24 protein-coding genes are annotated in these 16,553 nt (G+C 67.7%); all 24 read right to left on the bottom strand.

Annotated elements, in window-relative coordinates; genetic code table 11:
• Nucleotides 1–88: 88 nt before the first annotated feature.
• Nucleotides 89–403 (bottom strand): hypothetical protein, encoded by a 315-nt coding sequence (locus EAO27_RS13800; RefSeq protein WP_242770718.1) that lies wholly within the window; start codon nt 401–403, stop codon nt 89–91.
• Nucleotides 400–594, bottom strand: coding sequence for a hypothetical protein (locus EAO27_RS13795; protein WP_242770717.1), 195 nt, complete (start codon nt 592–594; stop codon nt 400–402). Before EAO27_RS13795 ends, EAO27_RS13800 begins: the two co-directional genes overlap by 4 nt.
• Nucleotides 587–1,144 carry a host-nuclease inhibitor Gam family protein gene (locus tag EAO27_RS13790; protein ID WP_242770715.1) on the bottom strand — a complete coding sequence of 186 codons (558 nt, stop codon included), beginning with the start codon at nt 1,142–1,144 and terminating at the stop codon, nt 587–589. The genes EAO27_RS13795 and EAO27_RS13790 overlap by 8 nt, the downstream gene beginning before the upstream one ends.
• On the bottom strand, nt 1,141–1,647 hold the full coding sequence (locus EAO27_RS13785; protein WP_242770713.1) for a phage tail assembly chaperone: 507 nt from the start codon (nt 1,645–1,647) through the stop codon (nt 1,141–1,143). Before EAO27_RS13785 ends, EAO27_RS13790 begins: the two co-directional genes overlap by 4 nt.
• Nucleotides 1,648–1,659: 12 nt before the next feature.
• The gene (locus EAO27_RS13780) at nt 1,660–2,331 is read right to left on the bottom strand and encodes a hypothetical protein (protein WP_242770711.1); all 672 of its coding nucleotides are present in this window, start codon (nt 2,329–2,331) and stop codon (nt 1,660–1,662) included.
• 10 nt (nt 2,332–2,341) lie between these two features.
• A complete protein-coding gene (locus EAO27_RS13775) occupies nt 2,342–3,022 on the bottom strand; it encodes a putative phage tail protein (protein WP_242770709.1) in 681 nt (226 codons plus the stop codon).
• On the bottom strand, nt 3,013–4,065 hold the full coding sequence (locus tag EAO27_RS13770) for a baseplate J/gp47 family protein (RefSeq protein ID WP_242770707.1): 1,053 nt from the start codon (nt 4,063–4,065) through the stop codon (nt 3,013–3,015). The genes EAO27_RS13775 and EAO27_RS13770 overlap by 10 nt, the downstream gene beginning before the upstream one ends.
• Nucleotides 4,055–4,519, bottom strand: a complete 465-nt coding sequence (locus tag EAO27_RS13765) for a phage GP46 family protein (protein WP_242770705.1) — start codon at nt 4,517–4,519, stop codon at nt 4,055–4,057. Before EAO27_RS13765 ends, EAO27_RS13770 begins: the two co-directional genes overlap by 11 nt.
• Nucleotides 4,516–4,806 (bottom strand): hypothetical protein, encoded by a 291-nt coding sequence (locus tag EAO27_RS13760; RefSeq protein WP_242770703.1) that lies wholly within the window; start codon nt 4,804–4,806, stop codon nt 4,516–4,518. The genes EAO27_RS13765 and EAO27_RS13760 overlap by 4 nt, the downstream gene beginning before the upstream one ends.
• Nucleotides 4,803–5,342 carry a phage baseplate assembly protein V gene (locus tag EAO27_RS13755; RefSeq protein ID WP_242770701.1) on the bottom strand — a complete coding sequence of 180 codons (540 nt, stop codon included), beginning with the start codon at nt 5,340–5,342 and terminating at the stop codon, nt 4,803–4,805. The genes EAO27_RS13760 and EAO27_RS13755 overlap by 4 nt, the downstream gene beginning before the upstream one ends.
• Nucleotides 5,339–6,397 carry a phage baseplate assembly protein gene (locus EAO27_RS13750; RefSeq protein ID WP_242770699.1) on the bottom strand — a complete coding sequence of 353 codons (1,059 nt, stop codon included), beginning with the start codon at nt 6,395–6,397 and terminating at the stop codon, nt 5,339–5,341. The genes EAO27_RS13755 and EAO27_RS13750 overlap by 4 nt, the downstream gene beginning before the upstream one ends.
• Complete coding sequence (locus EAO27_RS13745) at nt 6,390–7,688, bottom strand: DNA circularization N-terminal domain-containing protein (RefSeq protein ID WP_242770698.1); 1,299 nt, start codon at nt 7,686–7,688, stop codon at nt 6,390–6,392. Before EAO27_RS13745 ends, EAO27_RS13750 begins: the two co-directional genes overlap by 8 nt.
• Nucleotides 7,688–9,172, bottom strand: coding sequence for a hypothetical protein (locus EAO27_RS13740; protein WP_242770697.1), 1,485 nt, complete (start codon nt 9,170–9,172; stop codon nt 7,688–7,690). The genes EAO27_RS13745 and EAO27_RS13740 overlap by 1 nt, the downstream gene beginning before the upstream one ends.
• A 131-nt stretch (nt 9,173–9,303) precedes the next feature.
• Nucleotides 9,304–9,603 carry a phage tail assembly protein gene (locus EAO27_RS13735; protein WP_242770696.1) on the bottom strand — a complete coding sequence of 100 codons (300 nt, stop codon included), beginning with the start codon at nt 9,601–9,603 and terminating at the stop codon, nt 9,304–9,306.
• On the bottom strand, nt 9,603–9,971 hold the full coding sequence (locus EAO27_RS13730; RefSeq protein WP_242770695.1) for a phage tail tube protein: 369 nt from the start codon (nt 9,969–9,971) through the stop codon (nt 9,603–9,605). The genes EAO27_RS13735 and EAO27_RS13730 overlap by 1 nt, the downstream gene beginning before the upstream one ends.
• Nucleotides 9,972–10,066: 95 nt before the next feature.
• Nucleotides 10,067–11,530: a phage tail sheath C-terminal domain-containing protein gene (locus EAO27_RS13725; RefSeq protein WP_242770694.1), complete on the bottom strand. Its 1,464-nt coding sequence runs from the start codon at nt 11,528–11,530 to the stop codon at nt 10,067–10,069.
• Between the two features lie 7 nt (nt 11,531–11,537).
• The gene (locus tag EAO27_RS13720) at nt 11,538–12,188 is read right to left on the bottom strand and encodes a phage protein Gp37 (protein ID WP_242770693.1); all 651 of its coding nucleotides are present in this window, start codon (nt 12,186–12,188) and stop codon (nt 11,538–11,540) included.
• Nucleotides 12,185–12,403 (bottom strand): hypothetical protein, encoded by a 219-nt coding sequence (locus EAO27_RS13715; RefSeq protein WP_242770692.1) that lies wholly within the window; start codon nt 12,401–12,403, stop codon nt 12,185–12,187. Before EAO27_RS13715 ends, EAO27_RS13720 begins: the two co-directional genes overlap by 4 nt.
• Nucleotides 12,400–12,927, bottom strand: a complete 528-nt coding sequence (locus EAO27_RS13710) for a phage virion morphogenesis protein (protein ID WP_242770691.1) — start codon at nt 12,925–12,927, stop codon at nt 12,400–12,402. Before EAO27_RS13710 ends, EAO27_RS13715 begins: the two co-directional genes overlap by 4 nt.
• Complete coding sequence (locus tag EAO27_RS13705) at nt 12,924–13,343, bottom strand: DUF1320 domain-containing protein (protein WP_242770690.1); 420 nt, start codon at nt 13,341–13,343, stop codon at nt 12,924–12,926. The genes EAO27_RS13710 and EAO27_RS13705 overlap by 4 nt, the downstream gene beginning before the upstream one ends.
• A 75-nt stretch (nt 13,344–13,418) precedes the next feature.
• Nucleotides 13,419–14,087 (bottom strand): hypothetical protein, encoded by a 669-nt coding sequence (locus tag EAO27_RS13700; RefSeq protein ID WP_242770689.1) that lies wholly within the window; start codon nt 14,085–14,087, stop codon nt 13,419–13,421.
• Complete coding sequence (locus EAO27_RS13695) at nt 14,084–14,968, bottom strand: Mu-like prophage major head subunit gpT family protein (protein WP_242770688.1); 885 nt, start codon at nt 14,966–14,968, stop codon at nt 14,084–14,086. Before EAO27_RS13695 ends, EAO27_RS13700 begins: the two co-directional genes overlap by 4 nt.
• 19 nt (nt 14,969–14,987) lie before the next feature.
• Nucleotides 14,988–15,461, bottom strand: coding sequence for a hypothetical protein (locus tag EAO27_RS13690; protein WP_242770687.1), 474 nt, complete (start codon nt 15,459–15,461; stop codon nt 14,988–14,990).
• On the bottom strand, nt 15,461–16,525 hold the full coding sequence (locus EAO27_RS13685; RefSeq protein ID WP_242770685.1) for a phage protease: 1,065 nt from the start codon (nt 16,523–16,525) through the stop codon (nt 15,461–15,463). The genes EAO27_RS13690 and EAO27_RS13685 overlap by 1 nt, the downstream gene beginning before the upstream one ends.
• Between the last annotated feature and the right edge of the window lie 28 nt (nt 16,526–16,553).

Here is a 16,553-nt window from a genome sequence, read left to right as displayed (position 1 = left end):
CGTAGCGCTGCCCGGGCAGCGCGAGGTGCGGGGTCCAGACCCTGCGGTGACGGGCGCTGCAACGCCCGTTGCCTCCCCCTATTCGGGGTCAGTCGATACGGTCGGTCAACACCGTGAAGCGCGATCGGCCGAGGTGGTGAGCGGCGACGCGAGCGCGCCAACGCTGGTCGCGGCACGCCTGATCAAACCTTTCATCCCGGTGCGGCGCCAGTGGATCATCGATGATCACCGTTCCACTTTTCCCGCGAATGCGGCCGGGAATGTCGAAGTCATTGGGGTTGAGGCCGTGACGCTCAACGATCGCCATGCCGCGCGCGATCGCCGCATCGCGTTCGCCGTGCGTGCCAGGTTGGCGGGCGAGCGCGAAGCACTTGCGCGCGCGATCGGCGGGACCGGCTTTCACCGCTGCGCCGCGTCGGGGTGCGTCATGCCGGCGACCCAGGCGGCGAACTCGCCCGGCTCGGCCGACGCGCGCTCGTACATCTCGTCGAAGTTCCGATGATGGATTTCGATAGTCGAGACGAGGCGCTCGGCCTGGGCTTTGAGGTCCGCGTTTTCCTTTGCGAGCGCGGCTTCGCGGGAGGTTTCAGCCATCGGTGCGCGCCTCTTCCTTGGTGTCGGCCGGGGTGACGTCGATGAAGAACTGGTCGGCCTGGCTGACCTTCACGCCCTTGTCCTCGAACAGCTTGCGGGTGTCGGCCTCGTCGGGCCATGCGGCGATCAGCGCGTCCTTGTTCAACTCATATTTGGCGCGCACGAAGCGCGACGCGCCCGTCCAGGAGTGGCCGCGCAGCCATTCGACGATCGCGTCGATCTTGATCCCTTTCGGCATGCGCACCGACGCGTTCGACAGGCGCGTCCCGATCTTGGCGCCGGCGACGTCGGCCGAACGCTTCTTCCCCGCCCATCGTTGGGCGGCACCCGCTTCCCACCAGCTCTTGATCGCCGCGAAGCGCTGCTCCTGTTCGGGGCGCGCCTCGGCTTTGATCTCGTCGAGTCCCTCCTTCACCCCCGCGATCATCTCGTCGGCGGCTTCAGCAGCTAGGCGCAACCTCCGCTCGACGTCGATATATTCGCTGATCAGCGCGATCGCGGCCTCGTCGGTCGTCGGGACGGGCAGCGCGGGTTGCTTGCGGCGGCTCACAGCTTTTCCCCCTGCTCACCGATCCAGCTCGGCCGGGGCGGCCATTCGACGTCGGCCGATGGCAGCGACGGCGCGATCGCGTCGGGGAAGTCGCGCAGCGCCTGGCGCCAGGCGAGCAGCTCGGCGCGCTGTTCTTCGGTGATCGGATAGTCCGGCACCGTGACCATCGGGTCGGTCGCGAGGAGCAGGCGATCACGGCGCGCGCGGATCGCGGCGAGCTGCTCCTCGGCTGTCGACACCGGGTCGATCGCGACGACGCGGCCGGCATCGATGCTGATGACCTTGCCCTCGCCTTGCGCAGTCAGCAGCGCCATCCAGCGCGACTGGTCGACGGCGATCGCGTCGACCGGGATCGTGCACGCGGGGTTGACGCGATACCGCGGCTTACGCCCGGCCTCAATCTGCGCCTCGGTTTGTGGGTCGGCAATCTGGCGCGGGCCGTGGATCGCCTCGTTGAACCAGCTGCCGGTCGACGGGCTGAAGAAATGCTGAAGCTGTTCCATGTCGATGTCTCCTTAGAAACCGATCGCGAACCAGGTGCCGGTCACGCCAACGCCGTCGGTGGCGTTGAAGATCGTCGCGGCTCCCGCGGATTTGCTGCTAACCACGGGATTATTGTCCTGGGCGCCATAATCGAGGCGGCCACCGGCGCAGTCCGCGTGCACGCACATTGTCGGAAAAGTCGTGGGAAAGGTGACGTTGACCGACGCGTTCGCGCCCACCGAATAGGTGCCCCACTGGATGATCAGCCCGAAGATCGTTTTATAGCCAATGCCGGCCATGAGGCTGCCGCCCGCACCGCCCTGGAGCGCGAAGGGCGTGATGGCTTCGTCGTCAGCGATCATTGCCGCCACGCTGGCCGGCGACGCCTTCTTCACGTTGATCGTGCGATCGACCGCAAGGTCGCCGATCACCTGGACAAGGCCGGCGCCGATCAGCTGGCGCGTCGTCGGCACCGCGCCGCTGCCGTCGCCCGCCGCGCCGGCAGCGATCGCGACGATCGCGGCATAGAGCTGATCGAAGTTCCCCTTCGCCAGCGCGATCCCCGCCTGCTCGATGGCGCGGGCCATGTTCCCCTGCATGTCATTGAGCCAGTCGGCGGTGACCATCGTCGCCTGCTGGCCGATCGAGGGATCGCCCGAGGTGAACTGGTTTCCGACATGGCCGGGGCCGTCGATGCGATGCATGGCTGGTCTCCTATTCTTCGGTAAAGTCGAACCAGGCCAGCGGCTCGGGTTCGATGTCGTAGGCAAAAAGGACGTTGGTGTGCGCGGGCCGGGCGCGCATGATCAGGCATTCGAGGTTGAGCGATCCGTAACCGACGAGCCGTTCACCGGCGCGGCTCTGCCCGGCGCGGAAATAGCGGACCGACACACCGGTCCCGGTGTCGATCGCGGCGGGCTGGACGTTGACGCGCCAGACATGCGCCCAGGCTTCGTCATAGAGGCGCTCGCCGCACCGCATGCCGGCACGAAAGGGCCGGAACTCGTCGATGGTGATCGCGTAACCGATGCTCGCCGCCAGCTCGACGAAATAGGCCGGCGTCTGCCCGCCCTGACCAGTGATCCGCGACAGCAACGCCGCGCGCCGCTCGGCGATCGAATCGGGCGCCGGCGTGCACGCATCGGGCAAGCCCGCGACGCGCTCCCAGTCGCCGAGCAGTTCCAGCGCCGTGCGCACGTCCACCTCTTCGAACAGGTCGGACGCGCGGCCGTCGACGCGGGCCAGCTCGTCCGCCTCGGCATGAAGCAACCGCATCAACGTGCTGTCTTCGTGGCGCGGCCAGGCGCGACCGCGCGGCAGCAGTGCGGCGAGCTGCTCGCGATAGGCGATGGCGTCGCGTACCGGCAGCTGGTTGGTCGACGGCGCTACACCCATTCGACATCTCCCAGCACGGGCAGCGATCCGGCGGGCGCCTGGATATTGAGGCTGGGCAGTTCAAGATCGTGCCACACCTCGCCCGCGGCGATCGACACCGCCTCGCGCATGCGCGACAGGTAGATCATGCCGCCCGGCTCGGCATCGCGGCGAAAGAAGTCGTCGAGTTCGGCCAGCACCGCGGCGCGCGCGGCCGTCGTGTCGGGCACGATCTTGATCCGAACGTCGATCGGAAAGGGCTCGGGCGCAAAGACGACGACATCGGCGGTGACCGGGCGCCGATCGTCGAGATGCGCCTCGACCGCCGCGAGATCGCCGGGAAGTGGCAGGATGTCGGCGCGGCCGTCGAGGACGAAAGTCACGCCGACCGTGCCCGCGCCCATCCAGCCCGGAAACACCCATGCGCGCGTGACCTCGGCGATCTCCAGCGCCCAGCGCTGGTAATCGCCTTTCGATCCGCCGTTCGGTGGCGTGCGGATGCGCGCGAGCAGGCGGGCGCGCAGCGCCTCGTCATCTTCCTCGGCCGCTCCGCCGGTCAGCCCCGGCGCCTGGACGATCGCGGCGGCGTTCACCCCGGTGATCGGCGCGATGAAGCGCAGCTGGGTCGCGGGCGCGGTGTCGCCGGCGACGCCGCCCGCCACTTCCTCGACCGGCGCGATCGTCGTTCCGGCGCCGAGCGTCACCGCGGCGGTGGTGCGATATTCGACACCGTCTTCGCGGACGAGCGGGCTACCGACCGGAACGGCCGCGCCCAGGACGCCGGTCAGGCCGACCGGCCCTGTCGCGCCGACCGCGCCCTTGCGCGGGATGTTCCAGGTCGAGGCATGACGCATGAGGATTTCCGCCTCGGCGCGGTCGGGCAAAATCTGGTCGGCCAGCCAATCGAGATAGCCATAGAGCCCGTTCACCGCGCCGGCGCTGTTGCGCGCCTTCACGTCCAGGACGCTTGCCGGCAATTTGCTGTCGGCGCCGGGCAAGCGGCCGTCGATATCGGCGCGGGCGCGATCGATGAGCGCGGTCAGGGTTGGACGGTTAAAGGGCAACGCTGGCCTCCCAGGTGAAATCATAAACTTCGCGCGCCGGCCCCTCGGGCCGCTCGACCGCGACCGAAATCGCCAGCGTCTGGTCGCCGATCCGCGCGGCGGTGACGGTAAGCGAGGAAACGATGCCGAGAAGCTTCAGCCAGGCGAGCGCCTCGGCCGCATAGCCGCGCGCGCGCTCGACGACGCGCGGGGTCAGCTTCTCGCGTTCGAGCAGCCACAGCCGCGACCCGAGTTCGAAGTCGTCGCCGGCATCGCCCGGAAAGGCGTTGCCCCACCATCCGCGCGGGTCGCCGCCCGGATCGGGCAGCACGTCATCGGGCCGCGCGCGCGCGTCGGTGAACAGCGACAGAATCATCGCGGTGCGCAGCCCGTCATCGGTCGCCAGCCGCCCGTCATCGAGCGCGAAGTCGCCGCTGAAGCTGTCGTTCGACCAGAGAATTGCGATATCGGTCATTGGCGCACCGTCGTGACCATGCGCAGGCCGAACGAGACGCTGTGACTGCCGTCCTTGCGGATGTTGAGGACGACCGTCTCGCCGGGGCCATAGGTCGCCTTCACGCGCAGGATGCGCCCGGTACCGCGCTCGGCCGTGCCGAGCAGCTGGGTTGGCTTTCCTTCGAAGATATGGCCGCTGACCTTGCCGATCATCTCGGCGATATTGTCCCAGCTCGGCCCCGGCTCGACGATCCAGCGATAGCTAGCCGACGTCTTGCGACGTGCATTTTTGCGCAGCTTCCTCATTCCGCCCTCACCACGTCGCTGCCGCTGATGATCTTGCCGGTGGCGAGGTCGACGTCGTCGCCGACGCGCGCGACCGGCGCGCCGCCTGCGCCGCCCAGCCCGATATCGCCGCTCTCGATCGTCACGCTGTCGGCCGTCACGTTGACCTCGGGCGCGTCGATATCGACCTTGAAATCGCTTTCGATGCGGATGCCGTCGCGCTTCAGGTGTACGGCCTGCCCGAGATCGTCGAAGATCGCGACCTCGCCGGGCTGCATCGCCTTCATCCGGTACCGGCGATCCTCGACCTGCACCACGATACCGCGGCTGCGCAGCCCACCGACGAAGGCTACGATCGCTTCGGCGCCGGGATGCGGCACGCTGGTGAAGCCATAGCCCTGAAAGCGCTCGATCGCGTCCTGGGCCTCGTCGGCGAGCAACTCGACCTGCATTTCCTGCGCCTGCGGCGCGTCGTCGACCGTGCCGATCGTCCCGCGGCCGAGCATCATCTGGATACGGCCGGCGATCGGCTCCAACAGGCGGCGGAACTCGCTCATGACCGGCCCACCGCCGACGCGTCGGCGTCCTCGCGCACCGGAATCAGGCTGAATGCCTCGGGCGGCATCAGCGTCAGGTCGGTGACCGTGCCGCGCCGCTCTTCCTTTAACTGACGCACTTCGCTGACCAGCATCACGCCCTCGACGTGCAGGAAGGGCGACGACACCGAAACGCGCACATTGGGTCTCCACAGCGCGCCGGATGGCATGTGCCAGCCCGGCACCGGGATCGTCACCGACTGCGATCGGCCCGCGCGCGTCGTCGCTTCCCACGCCGCGCGCTTGCGCAGCTCGGCGATCGTCGACTGTTCCTCGCCGACGATCAGCATGGGGCGGTACCGCCCGATCGCCGGGTCGCGCACCTCGGCCTTCACCGCCGACACCGCCTTGCCGTTCGCGCGATCGTCGCCCGATGCCTGCCCCTTGACGATATAGTCGCTGAAGCGCTCCTTCGCGTCGTGGCTGGCGCTGCCGCCCAGGATGTTCACGCCCTCGACCAGCTCGGCGACGATCGCGCCGGTACCGGGTCGGATCAGCTCGACATTGCCCTCGGCATCGGTGACCGCGAGCAGGCCGCGATAGCGCGCCAGCCGCTCGATCGCCGAGAACACCGTCTCGCCCTGCTGCAACGCGAACCGCTTGACCTTGGCGCCGGTGTCGGTGCGCGCAGTGACCGTGATCCCGAACGGCTTCGCCAGCTCGGCCGCGATCGCCTCGATGCTGCGCTGCGTCCAGCTGCCAGGCTTGGCGATCGCCGAACAGTCGACCAGGTCGGCCGACCGGTCGCGGCCGGCGACGCGGATCGAATAGCCGTCGGCATCGAAATCGGGATCGAAGCTGTCGACATGGCCGCTGATCACCGTTTCGCCGTCGAGCTGCACCGTGCACGCCTCGCCGGTGCGCAGCGGCCAGCGCGGCGCGCCGGTAAACTCGCGCGCGGCGATTTCCAGCTCGAACGATCCGGTCAGCGTCTCGATCGACCGGACGACCGACACCTTCGTCCAGCCGTCATAGACCTTGCCGCCGATCGTCAGGGTGGCGCGCGGATCAGCCACGGCGCACCGCCCCCGCCGGACTGGCGACGACATCGATCGCGGAGCCGCCGGGGACGAAGCCCGGATGGCGGACGCGGTTCATCGCGACGATCGCCGCCGCCATCGCCTCCATCGTGCGGCCGAAACCGCCAAGGCGCTGGGCAATGACCAGCGCGGGTTCGGTCGCGCGCGGGGTATAGCTGTATCCGCGCGCCAGCCCGGCGCTGCGCGCCACGATATCGCGGACCACCGCACCGCGCAGCGCGTCAAAGGTCGCGGCGCGGGCATCGTCGCCGGCGTCGGCCGCGGCCAGCGCATGGCCTTCGAACAGCGCCGCCAGCCGGTCGCGCACGTCGCCGGCATCGCCGCGGTTGGTCCACGCGATCGCCGCGGCGGCGCGCACCAGCTCGGCGCCCGCGGCCGCGCGCACCAGGTGCACAATCGCGTCCTGGTTCGCGGCCTGGCGATCGCGCTGCGGCGTCGATCGCTCGACGGGCTTCAGGTCGGCGCCGAAGGAAGCAAGCGGCTCGATCGAGCGCATGCGCGTGCGCGGATTGGGCGCGAGCGCGGCGACGGTGGCGACCAGCCCGACCAGCGTCTGGCCGAGCGCGAGCGGCGCGCGGAGCAGCGACGCCTTGCCTGCGGGCAATAATCGCAATCCGCTTTCGAACGCGCGCAGCGCCTGGCCGAGCCCGCCCGAGCTGGCGGCGGACAATTCGGCAACGATCGCGGCCTTGTCGACCAGCTCGGCCGCCGCTTCCTCGACGAAACCCGCGGCCTTGTCGATCGAGAAGCGGTCGGCGAAGTCGGCGGGCAAGGCGCCGGTGATGTCGCCCGCCGTCGCGCGCGCCAGCGCGGCGGTATCGGTGCGCGCCGCGATCGGCTGGTCGGCACCGCTTTCGCGCAGCACGATCGAGAAGCGAGCCATGCCGCCCTCGGCGGTGCTTTCGGTGACGCGCCAGTCCTCGACGGACACCTGAAGCTGCTCGCCGGTCCACGGGTCGACATAGGTGCCGGGACCATAAGCGCGCAGCGCGACGAGGAGCGCGTCGCGCTTCTCCATATAGTCGGGACCGATGACGAAGCATTCCAGCGTCGCTTCCTCGGCGCGGCGCCCCATGTCCTCGCTGCCCGGCTTGTCGCGAAAGGGAAATTCGAACAGCGCGACGCGCCGCCCGCCCGACAGGTCGCGGTCGGTGGTGGTAAAGGGCACGCCGCGAAAGCTGCCCTGGACATAGCGCTCGCGCCAGCCCGGCGCCGCGGCGGCGGTCGCGTCGATCGGTGCCTGCTGAAAGGGCGGAACGCTCGCCATCAGCCGAAACCCCGATTGGCGCCGCCGCGGAACACGACGGGCACGGCGGGGTTCGCCGTCGACATGCGCGTCGGCGTCGCGGACCATCCGGGCGGCGGGGTCAGTTTCACCTCCATGGTGCCGCCGACCGCGACTTTCTGCGGTGCGATCGGCGTGCTGCGCGAATTGCCGGGAAGCATCCGCTGCGGGATCGGGGTCGCCGGACCGCGAGGAAGCCGCGCTGGTGGCTTGCCAGGTGCCTTTGGTGGAGCTTCATTCGCGCGTCGGATGCGGAATAGCGGACCGCCGTCGACAACTGTGGTAGCGCCGTTTTCCTTGATCCTATCCTGTGTGTTGATGAGCTTGCTTGCCCAGTTCACGGCGTCAGCGAACGCCTTAGCGACCGACCAAACCGCCTTCGCGATGTTCCAAAGATCGGCACCAAAAGCTGCCCAGTCTTTTTCCGTGAACTGACCCAGCCAGTTCGCGATCTCCTCCAACTTCTTCGACACGCTATTCGCCCAGCGATCGATCGAACCGTCTTCCAGTCGTCGATCGAGCCAGCCGAGAACGGCCTCCATCTTTTCCTTCAGCTTGTCGTAGATGCCCGCGTCAGCGATCTTCAGCTGGAAGCGCTGCCACCATCCCGTCAGCCGTGCCCACATGCCCTTCAGCGTGCGGCCATAATCCTCGGCCGCGCCCTTCGAACGCTCGCCAAAGATGCCGACCAGTGCGCGCTCGATGTCGCGCGCATTGTCACGGACATTCTTCGTCATCCGCTTGCCGGTCTTGTCGAGCCATTGCAGGATGACGCGCCCGTTCTTGCGGGTGGTCTGGATGTCGAACGGCTCCAAAGCGCCGAGATCACCGTTCTTTGCCGACTTTACCGCGTCGACTACGGCGACCAGTTCCTTTTTCGACCCGATGGCCTCGTCGACCAGGGCGCGCAGACTATCGATCGTCGTGTCGATGCCCGCCTTTCGCGCCTGTACGAACGCCTCGCCGAGCTGCTCGATCGGGACCGGCAATTTCTGGTCGACGAGCCAGCGCAGCTCGCGTTTCGCGTCGGCGGCCGAGCCGCTGACCCGCGCGAGACGAAGTTCGAGTTCCTCGAACGTCGATCCGATCCGGATCATACCGCCAAATAGCGACCCCGCCCCGATCGCGGCGGCGCCCACCGCGAGCTGGGCAACGACAGCAGTCAGACGAAGTGCTTTGCCGATCACCGTGCCGATGGCCCAGCCTGCACCCTTTGCCGCCAGCTCCAGCCCCTTAAGCCCAGCCCGCCCGGCGAACTGTCGAACCTTGGTGAGGCCGGCACCCAGGCGCCCGCGCATGCGTGATGCGGCGGCGGAGACCTTGTCGATCGCGCGCGCCGCCGGACTGCCTTCGCGCGCCAGTTGTCGCGCGCCCTTGGTCAATTCCTTGGCGCCGGCGGCCGCACGTTTCGCGGGACCGGACATCCGGTCGACCGCTTCCAGGATCATGGCGAATTTGATTGCCACTTATCACCCACTTGTTCCGGTCGGGTCGGGTTCGAGGAGCACCGTAAGCTCGTCGAACCATGCCTCGACCTCATCCCAGGGCATCCCCATCAGCCGATCGTCCGGCCAATGAAAATGGAGCGCCAGACAGGCTAGGACTTGCCGCCAGTTGGGAGGGCATCGGTGATAAGCGACATCACAGACTCCCCCAGCGCGGCGAAATCCTCCACGTCCAACTCGTCGGAAAAGCCCACGAAGACATCCGTCTCGTCGGGCATCCGGCACAGGCGGTCGATCATCGTCGCCATGATTTCGACGTGCCCGTCGATCTGGTCGAGGACCTTGAGATCGCGGCCGCGAGGACGAACGATCAGAACCTCGGTAATCGGGGTGCCCTGTTTCGGCGTGATTGGCGTCGCGAGCCGATAGCTCTTGTGGACCTTGCGCGACATCAGTTCAGCTCCTCGGCGGGCGGTCCCTGGAAGACGCAGGCCGCGCCTTCGCCGCCGGCGGTCAGCACGGGCGGTTCGGCCGAATAGGCGTTGCGGATGATCCACACCTTGCCGGTGTCGGTTTCAAAGGTGATCGTCGCATTGTCGATCGCGCGGATCGCGGACAGGCTGACCCCGCGTTTCGTCAGCAGTGTGAACGTCACCTTCGATTCGGCGGTCTCTTCGCTGAAGGCGCCCGCCTGATAATCGCCGCGCTGCGCGGTGCGGGTGGCGCCGCCGATTTCCAGCACGGCGCCGGGCTTCGATTCCTGCGGGTCGCCGTCGATCTTGATCTTGACCTGACCGACGATCTGATTGGGATTGGTCATGCGAAAACTCTCCTTCATGGGTCGCTGAGAGGGCGCTGAGTGCTGCTTCAGCAGAACGGCAACTCAGGACTCCGCCCCGCTCAGACGGCGAATATTCAGACGCGGAACTGGAGCTGAGCGGCAAAGGCGCGCAGCTGATTGACCAGGTCGGGCGGGATCAGCGCGTTGACGCGGTTCGGATCGTTCGCGTCGATCTCGACGATCAGGTCGGCCTTGAACTGGTCGAGATTTTCGACCAGCCCCGCCTCTTCCAGCTCGCGGAACAGCGCGACCAGCTCGGCGCGCAGCACCGATGGCGTGACGATCGACTGGCCGGCGCCGAAGCGCGTGCCGTCCCTCGCAAGCTTGTGGCGCGGAAATTTCGCCAGGAAGCGCGCGCGCACCGCGATGCGGATGTACGACAGCGTCAGCACCGTTTCGGCGTCGAGGAAGGCGGTGTTCGGTTGGCCGAACGCGTCCTTCTGGTAACTGGTGATCGTGCGCTCGAGCGCGACCGTGCCGTCGCTGCCGACCGTGTAGGTCGCGACGCCCGCCTTTAGCAGCGCCTCGCGATCGCCGCGCGCCATCCTACCGCCCGGAACCGGCGCGAGCACGCCGGGCAGCGTGAGCGTGTGGAGCGGCCGCGCCGGATCGGTCGCGGTCTGGTACCCGGCGATGCCGCCATAGGCGCCCGCCCATTCCCAGGGCGGCGTCGGCGACATGCCGGTGCCCAGGTTGCTGACCAGCTCGCTGTTGCGCGTCGGGCCAAAGGCGAGCAGCGCGGCAAGGTCGCCGCGCTTCGCGGTCCAGCAAAAGCTCTCCTGCATCCGCTGCGGTCCCCAGCGGCTCGCCAGCTCGACTTCGATCGAGCCGAGCACCGTCGCCGAATGCGCGGCGAGGATGATCGTGCGATAATCGACCTCGCCCAGCGCGGGCCAAACGGCGTCATAATCGGGGTCGCCGGCACCCACGGCCATCGCGACGACGGCCAGCCCGATCCCGGCGGGCAGCGCCTCGCCCTGGTAAAAACTGTGACGCACATCGATATCGTTGCCCGCGGTGCCCTTGTGCTTCGCGGTCAGCGTGACGACCGCCGCGGCGGCGTTCGCCGTCACCGGCAGGTCCGCCTTCGCGTTCACCGCCGCCGCGATCGCCGTCGCGACGGTGTCGGCGGTCGACGCATTGGCGACGCCGACGGGCACCTTCTGCCCGGCGATCATCAGCGCGATCGTGCCCGCGGCCGTCGCCGGTCCGGTGACCGTGATCGTTCCGGTCGCCTGGGTGCCCGCGACCAGGTCGGTCAGGCCGATGATCCAGCATTCGCTCGACGCGTCGGCGCGCTTGAACGCAGCATAGCAGCGCGCCGCGATCGAACCCTTGCCGAACAGCTGATCCGCCTGCGCCGCCTGAAATACGCGCTGCGGTACCAGCGACGGCGCGGTGCCGGCGGCCAGCTTCTGCGCGATGATGAGCACCTTGTTCGCGACGACGGGCAGGCCGCCGCGCGCCCGGCTGGCGTCGAACTCGACATAGGCGCCGGGCGTGCGGATATCCGCCGAAATCTGGTTGAAACTGATCATGCGATACTCACTCCTGCGGAAGGATCAGATGGTCGGACGCGTCGGCGCGGCCGGGGCCGGCGTCGGGCGCCGGAAGCTGGATGCCGGGTTCGCCCAGGTCGCCGTCGATGCCGCCGAAGGGCGGCACGTCCCAGTCGAGGTGCAGCCGCTCGAAAATCTCGACAGCAAAGGCCGGATCGAGCGGCGACAGGGTGAAGCTGGTTTCGAACTGGATCGCGATCAGCGACGCCTTGCGTTCGAGCATCAGCTCACTCGGCCGCACGAGCAGCAGGCGCTTCGGTTGCAATGCCTGGATGCCCAGGCCGAGCGCATTCCCGCTGAGCAGACGGACGGCATCGACCGCGAGCTGGTAGCTGCCGACCTCGCCGCCGGCGAAGCCGTGACGCGTCGCCTGTTCGTTGCGCAGATTTTCGGCGCCGACGACCAGCCCGAATTGCGCACCCTCGACCTGAATGTCGCCGCTGCCGAGCAGCGTAATGCTGTTCGCCCCGGCAAAGGTCGCCCAGGCGCCCGGCGCGTTCCATTCGGTCGTCTCGCGAAACCGCTCATCCCAGTCGGCCGGATAGGTCTCGCGCGTGCGATAGTGATAGGGGATGGCGCCGCTGTCGCTTGCGTCGCCAAGCACGGCAATCATGCCGAGTTCGATTTCGGCGATCACGACACGCGCTCCCGGCGCCGGCGCAGCGCGCGCAGGATCGGCAGCACGAACGGGCGAAACAGCGCGATCTCGTAAAACAGGATCGCCGCGGCGAGCACGATCACGCCCGGCCAGAGCAGCGCCAGCCACCAGCAATCGGCGCGCGAACGCAGCGGCGGTGCCGTGATGATCAGCGCCGCGACGACGATCCAGGCGATGACGGGCGTGATCGTCATGCCGTGCCGCCCGCGAACAGGCCCGGCGCCTTGCCTGGGAAAAATTCGGTGAACATGTCGCGCGCCGCCTCTTCGTGCCGCGGACCGAAGCCGATGACGCGACGCGCAGGCAGGACGACTTCGTCGACCGACCGGAAACCGAGCCCGCCCGGCAGCTGGAACTTCAGCTTGCCGCCCGATTTCGCGCGGATCGTCGCGCCCTCGTTGTTGGGACCGGCATAAATGACATTGCTGCCCCAGCGGATCGTGCGCGCATCCGATTCCGACGTGATCGATGCCTTGTATCGGCCGCTGTCGGTCAGTGTCTTGCCGCCTTCGGTCTTCGCCCGGATGCTCGGCTTCAGGGCGTTGCCGTCGACATCCTGCTCAAGGTCGAACAGGTCCATCGTCACCGCCTCGAACTCCAGCCCCAGCGCGCTGTTGAACTCCGACAGGTCCTCGCCGGCGGCGACGAGCGCGGCCATCTCGCGGACGATTTGGTCGGGGCCGTCGCCCAGGACGGAAATCTGGACCGACGCGGTCACATCGCACCGTCGAGCTGGTCGCGGGTAAAGCGCTTGCGCCCCGCGATATGGATCGCGCCGGGACGCGCGGGCACGGCGGCGACATCACCGCCATCGATCTTGTAGCGGCCCGCCGCGATATCCTTCAGCGTGTCGATCGCCGCCTTGTGCTTCTTTTCGACGCCCTCGGGCGGGGTCGCGCGGTGCAGCTCGTAAAAGGCAATGTCGCATGCCAGGTCGACAAGCACCGGGACGGCCGTCCAGTTCGAATATTTCGCGGCGACATAGCCATCGATCCTGTTCCCGGCTCGCGCGATCGCCTGGTCGATACGTGCCTGGTCAAGCGCACCCGTACCATCCCAGTCCGACAGCTGGATCAGCTGCTCGGGCCGGAACCGGGCCTGCATGTCGGCAAGAGTGGCATAGACGATCGGCATGGAAACTCATCATGGTGATGGAGAGTAGAGGTCGGGGTCGGCGGAGAATGGCGAAACCGCCGACCCTTTCCCCCTTCAGCCCTTGGCCGCTTTCGTGTTGGCGGCATCGGCCTTGGGCTTGCGACCCGAAGAGCTCGCCGGTTTGGCAACCGCCTCGGCTTTCGCCGCGGACGGGGCCGGCTCTCCCTTCGAAGCCTGTTCGGCGGCGGCGGTAGCCGCGGCCGTTTCCTTGGCGGTGGCAGCGGCAGCCTGGTCGGCGAGCCGCTGTTCCTCATCCTTCGCAGCCGCGGCGCGCTCCTCTTCCGCTTTGGCGTCGGCCGCCTGCTTCTCGGCGGCAAGCCGCGCTGCGTCGGCTTTCTCCGCGGCCATCGCGGCGGCCAGCCGCTCGGCGTGCGCCTGCTGCTCGGGATCGACCGGCGGCGCAATCTCGCCGACGATGCCGGCAAAGATCGCCTGCGCCGCTTCCTCGGCCGCATCGGGATCGGAGTGCGCCGCCGCTGCGTCGGCCGCTGCGACGATCGTCTCGACCTCGACTTCGGTCAGCTCGCGGAACACGTCCGGGGTGTCGGGGTCGGCAACCTTCACCTTCAGCACCGGATCGGCCACGATCGCTGCAAGTGCCTTCAGGGCCGCGATGCCGCGTTCGAAATGCTCGGGGCCAAGGACGAGCGGCAGGCTGCCGAACTCGATCCCGCCGCGACGATAGGGCGAGCGGGCCGAGACGACGCGAAGCAGCGCGGTCACGGCAGGCGATCCGACTCAAGGATCGCAACTTCCTTCCACAGGACGTTGCTTTCCCCGCCGACGAGGTTCTGCTTTTCAAACAGCTCCTTCGCCGCCGCCTGGTTGCTGCGACCGACGACGATCGTGTCGGGACGCAGCGCGAGCGGTTCACCTTCGTCGTCGGTGAAGGCCTTCATCGCGTCGCGCGCGGCCTCGTAATTGGCCTTGTTCAGCGTCTGCGTCGACCGATAGGCGAGCTGCCAATAGGTGTAGCCGGCACCATAACGCGCTTCGCCACCGATCAGATATTCGCCCGTCTCGAAGACGCGGCTGTCGGTCATGTCGGTGACCATGTGGAAGTGCGGCTTCTCGCGCTCCTGGAGCAGGATCGGCTTGAGCGACTTGCCGGTCACCAGCAGGAACCATGCCTGCGACCCGCCGGCGGCGCTGATGTTCGACGCGACGCCATCGGCCATCGGATGCTCGTCATCGAAGAAATTCTGGCCGTCGTAGCAAACGGCCAGGTGGCCGTTGGCGAGCGCCGCATAGGCGAGTCGGTCGGGCAGCGCCGCCGATTCCTCGCCCCATCCTTCGATCTGGGCCGGCCACAGGCCCAGATTATCATCCTGGATGTCGTGCTTGTGGATGCCGCGCGTGACCTCATAGGCCTCGTTGACCAGGCGATACGCCTTTTCGGCCAACCGCTTGATCCGCTTTTCGCCGATCCATTTACGGAACAGCGGGAAGTCGCCGAGCCAGCCATAGGTCTCGACCTTGGTGGTCGAATTGACCTTCGTCGTGAAGCTCAGATAGGTCGGTTTGACCTTGTCCAGGCCGCGCTGAAAGTCGGTCTTGAAGCCGGTGCGCAGACCCTGCAACAAGATGGCGGTGATTTGACGCATGATACTCTCCTGGTCGGAATTAGGCGGTGAGGGCCGCGGCGATGACCGGGCTGACCTCGACCCAGACGCCTTCGCCCGTCACGTCGGCGACGACGCCGGCGACGCAGCGCGTGCTGTTGGGATTGGTTTTGCCGACCGTCTGGTCGTCGATGACGTAACAGGGGAACCCGACGTCATCCTTGGCGAGCACGTCGCCAGCGGTGCCATTCTTCATCAGGAAGCATCCGCTGCGCGTGTCGACGACGACGTCGCCATCGACCGCGCCGCCGACGATCGACTGCTCGGCGATACCGACGCAACGATAGGTTGCGGCGTCGGCGGCCTTCGCGGCGTTATCGGCACCCTGGCCCTCACGAGCAGGACGAAGCCAACCCGCAGCAAGGATGACCAGTGCGCCGGCATGGATCGCAACGGTGGCTTTGACCGGGTGCTGAAAGCGCTTGGGGCCACCCGCCAGTTCCTGGGTGCGCTTCGGTGCGGTGAGAGCCGCCATTATTCAGCCTCCTTCTTCAGCTCGGCGAGATATGCCGCCTGGTCCCAACCCATCGACGTGCAGAGCGCGACCTGTTCTTCGGTCAGCTTGCCATCGGTGGAGAGCTTGCCGTCGACGGCCGGCTTGCCGAGATTGGTCGCGGGCAAGGCGGCGAGCAGCTGATCGAGCTTGTCGTCGTCGGTGATCGAGGTGGCGTAGGCGACCATCGCCGGAGCGAGGCGACCGTCCCGCTGGGCGGCGTCGATCTTCGCCTTGCGCTTCTCTTCCTGCATCGTGCCCATGTTTGCGGTGAGCGACTGGATCGACGTCTGCATCGCCGCGACGGTTTCGATCGGCACATACTTCGCCGGGTCGGGTGCGCCGGCATCGGCCTGTGTTTTGAGCGCGGTCGCCGCGGCGACCAGGTCGCCGCCTTCGGCAACGCCAAGCGCACTGGCAATCGCCGTCATCGTGGCGGCGCTGCCGAGATTTGCGATCGCGCGGAGGATTTCCTCCTCGCTCGCATCTTCGCCAAGGCCGAGCGCCTTGGCGATTGGACCATAATTCATGGATGCTGTTCCTTCTTCGGTGGAAAAGGCACTCGCCACCGCGGCGAGATCGAGCGACGGCGTGTTGGTCAGCGCCGCGTTGATGATGCGAACGACGCGCCCCTGGGCGTCGTGCTGGAAAACCGGGGAGATGTAGCGATACTCGCGCGCGCCGAGCGCGCTTGCGGCGGCATCGGTCCAATCGACGTCGGCGAACACGCCCTGGTCGGTGGCATAGATCCGCTTCATCCAGCCCGCCGCGCGGGCCGTCCCGCCGACACCGGCGCGCGCGCCGAACACCGACTGATGATCATAGTCGATGACGATGTCGTTGCTGCGGTGGTGCGCCGCGGTCGCCGCGGCGATGCGGCTCGCGTGCGCTGCGTCGTCGACACGGACGATCGCGGGCTTGCCATTGCGCGAAGGATTGGCGCCCATGGCGAGCAGCTGGATCGTGGCGGGTGCTGACTGGCCCGCGGCCGTCGCGATCGCGATCGCAGCAGCGCCATAGTCCAGCTCGACTTTCCCCCGTGCCACGTCCGCAACGCTCCCCGCGCCCGGCACC

Origin of the sequence: Sphingopyxis sp. YF1, from assembly GCF_022701295.1 — a bacterium.
Taxonomy (GTDB): Bacteria; Pseudomonadota; Alphaproteobacteria; order Sphingomonadales; family Sphingomonadaceae; genus Sphingopyxis.
The sequence above is the reverse complement of the archived record's forward strand: the minus strand, read 5'-3'. Positions and strand labels throughout refer to the sequence as shown.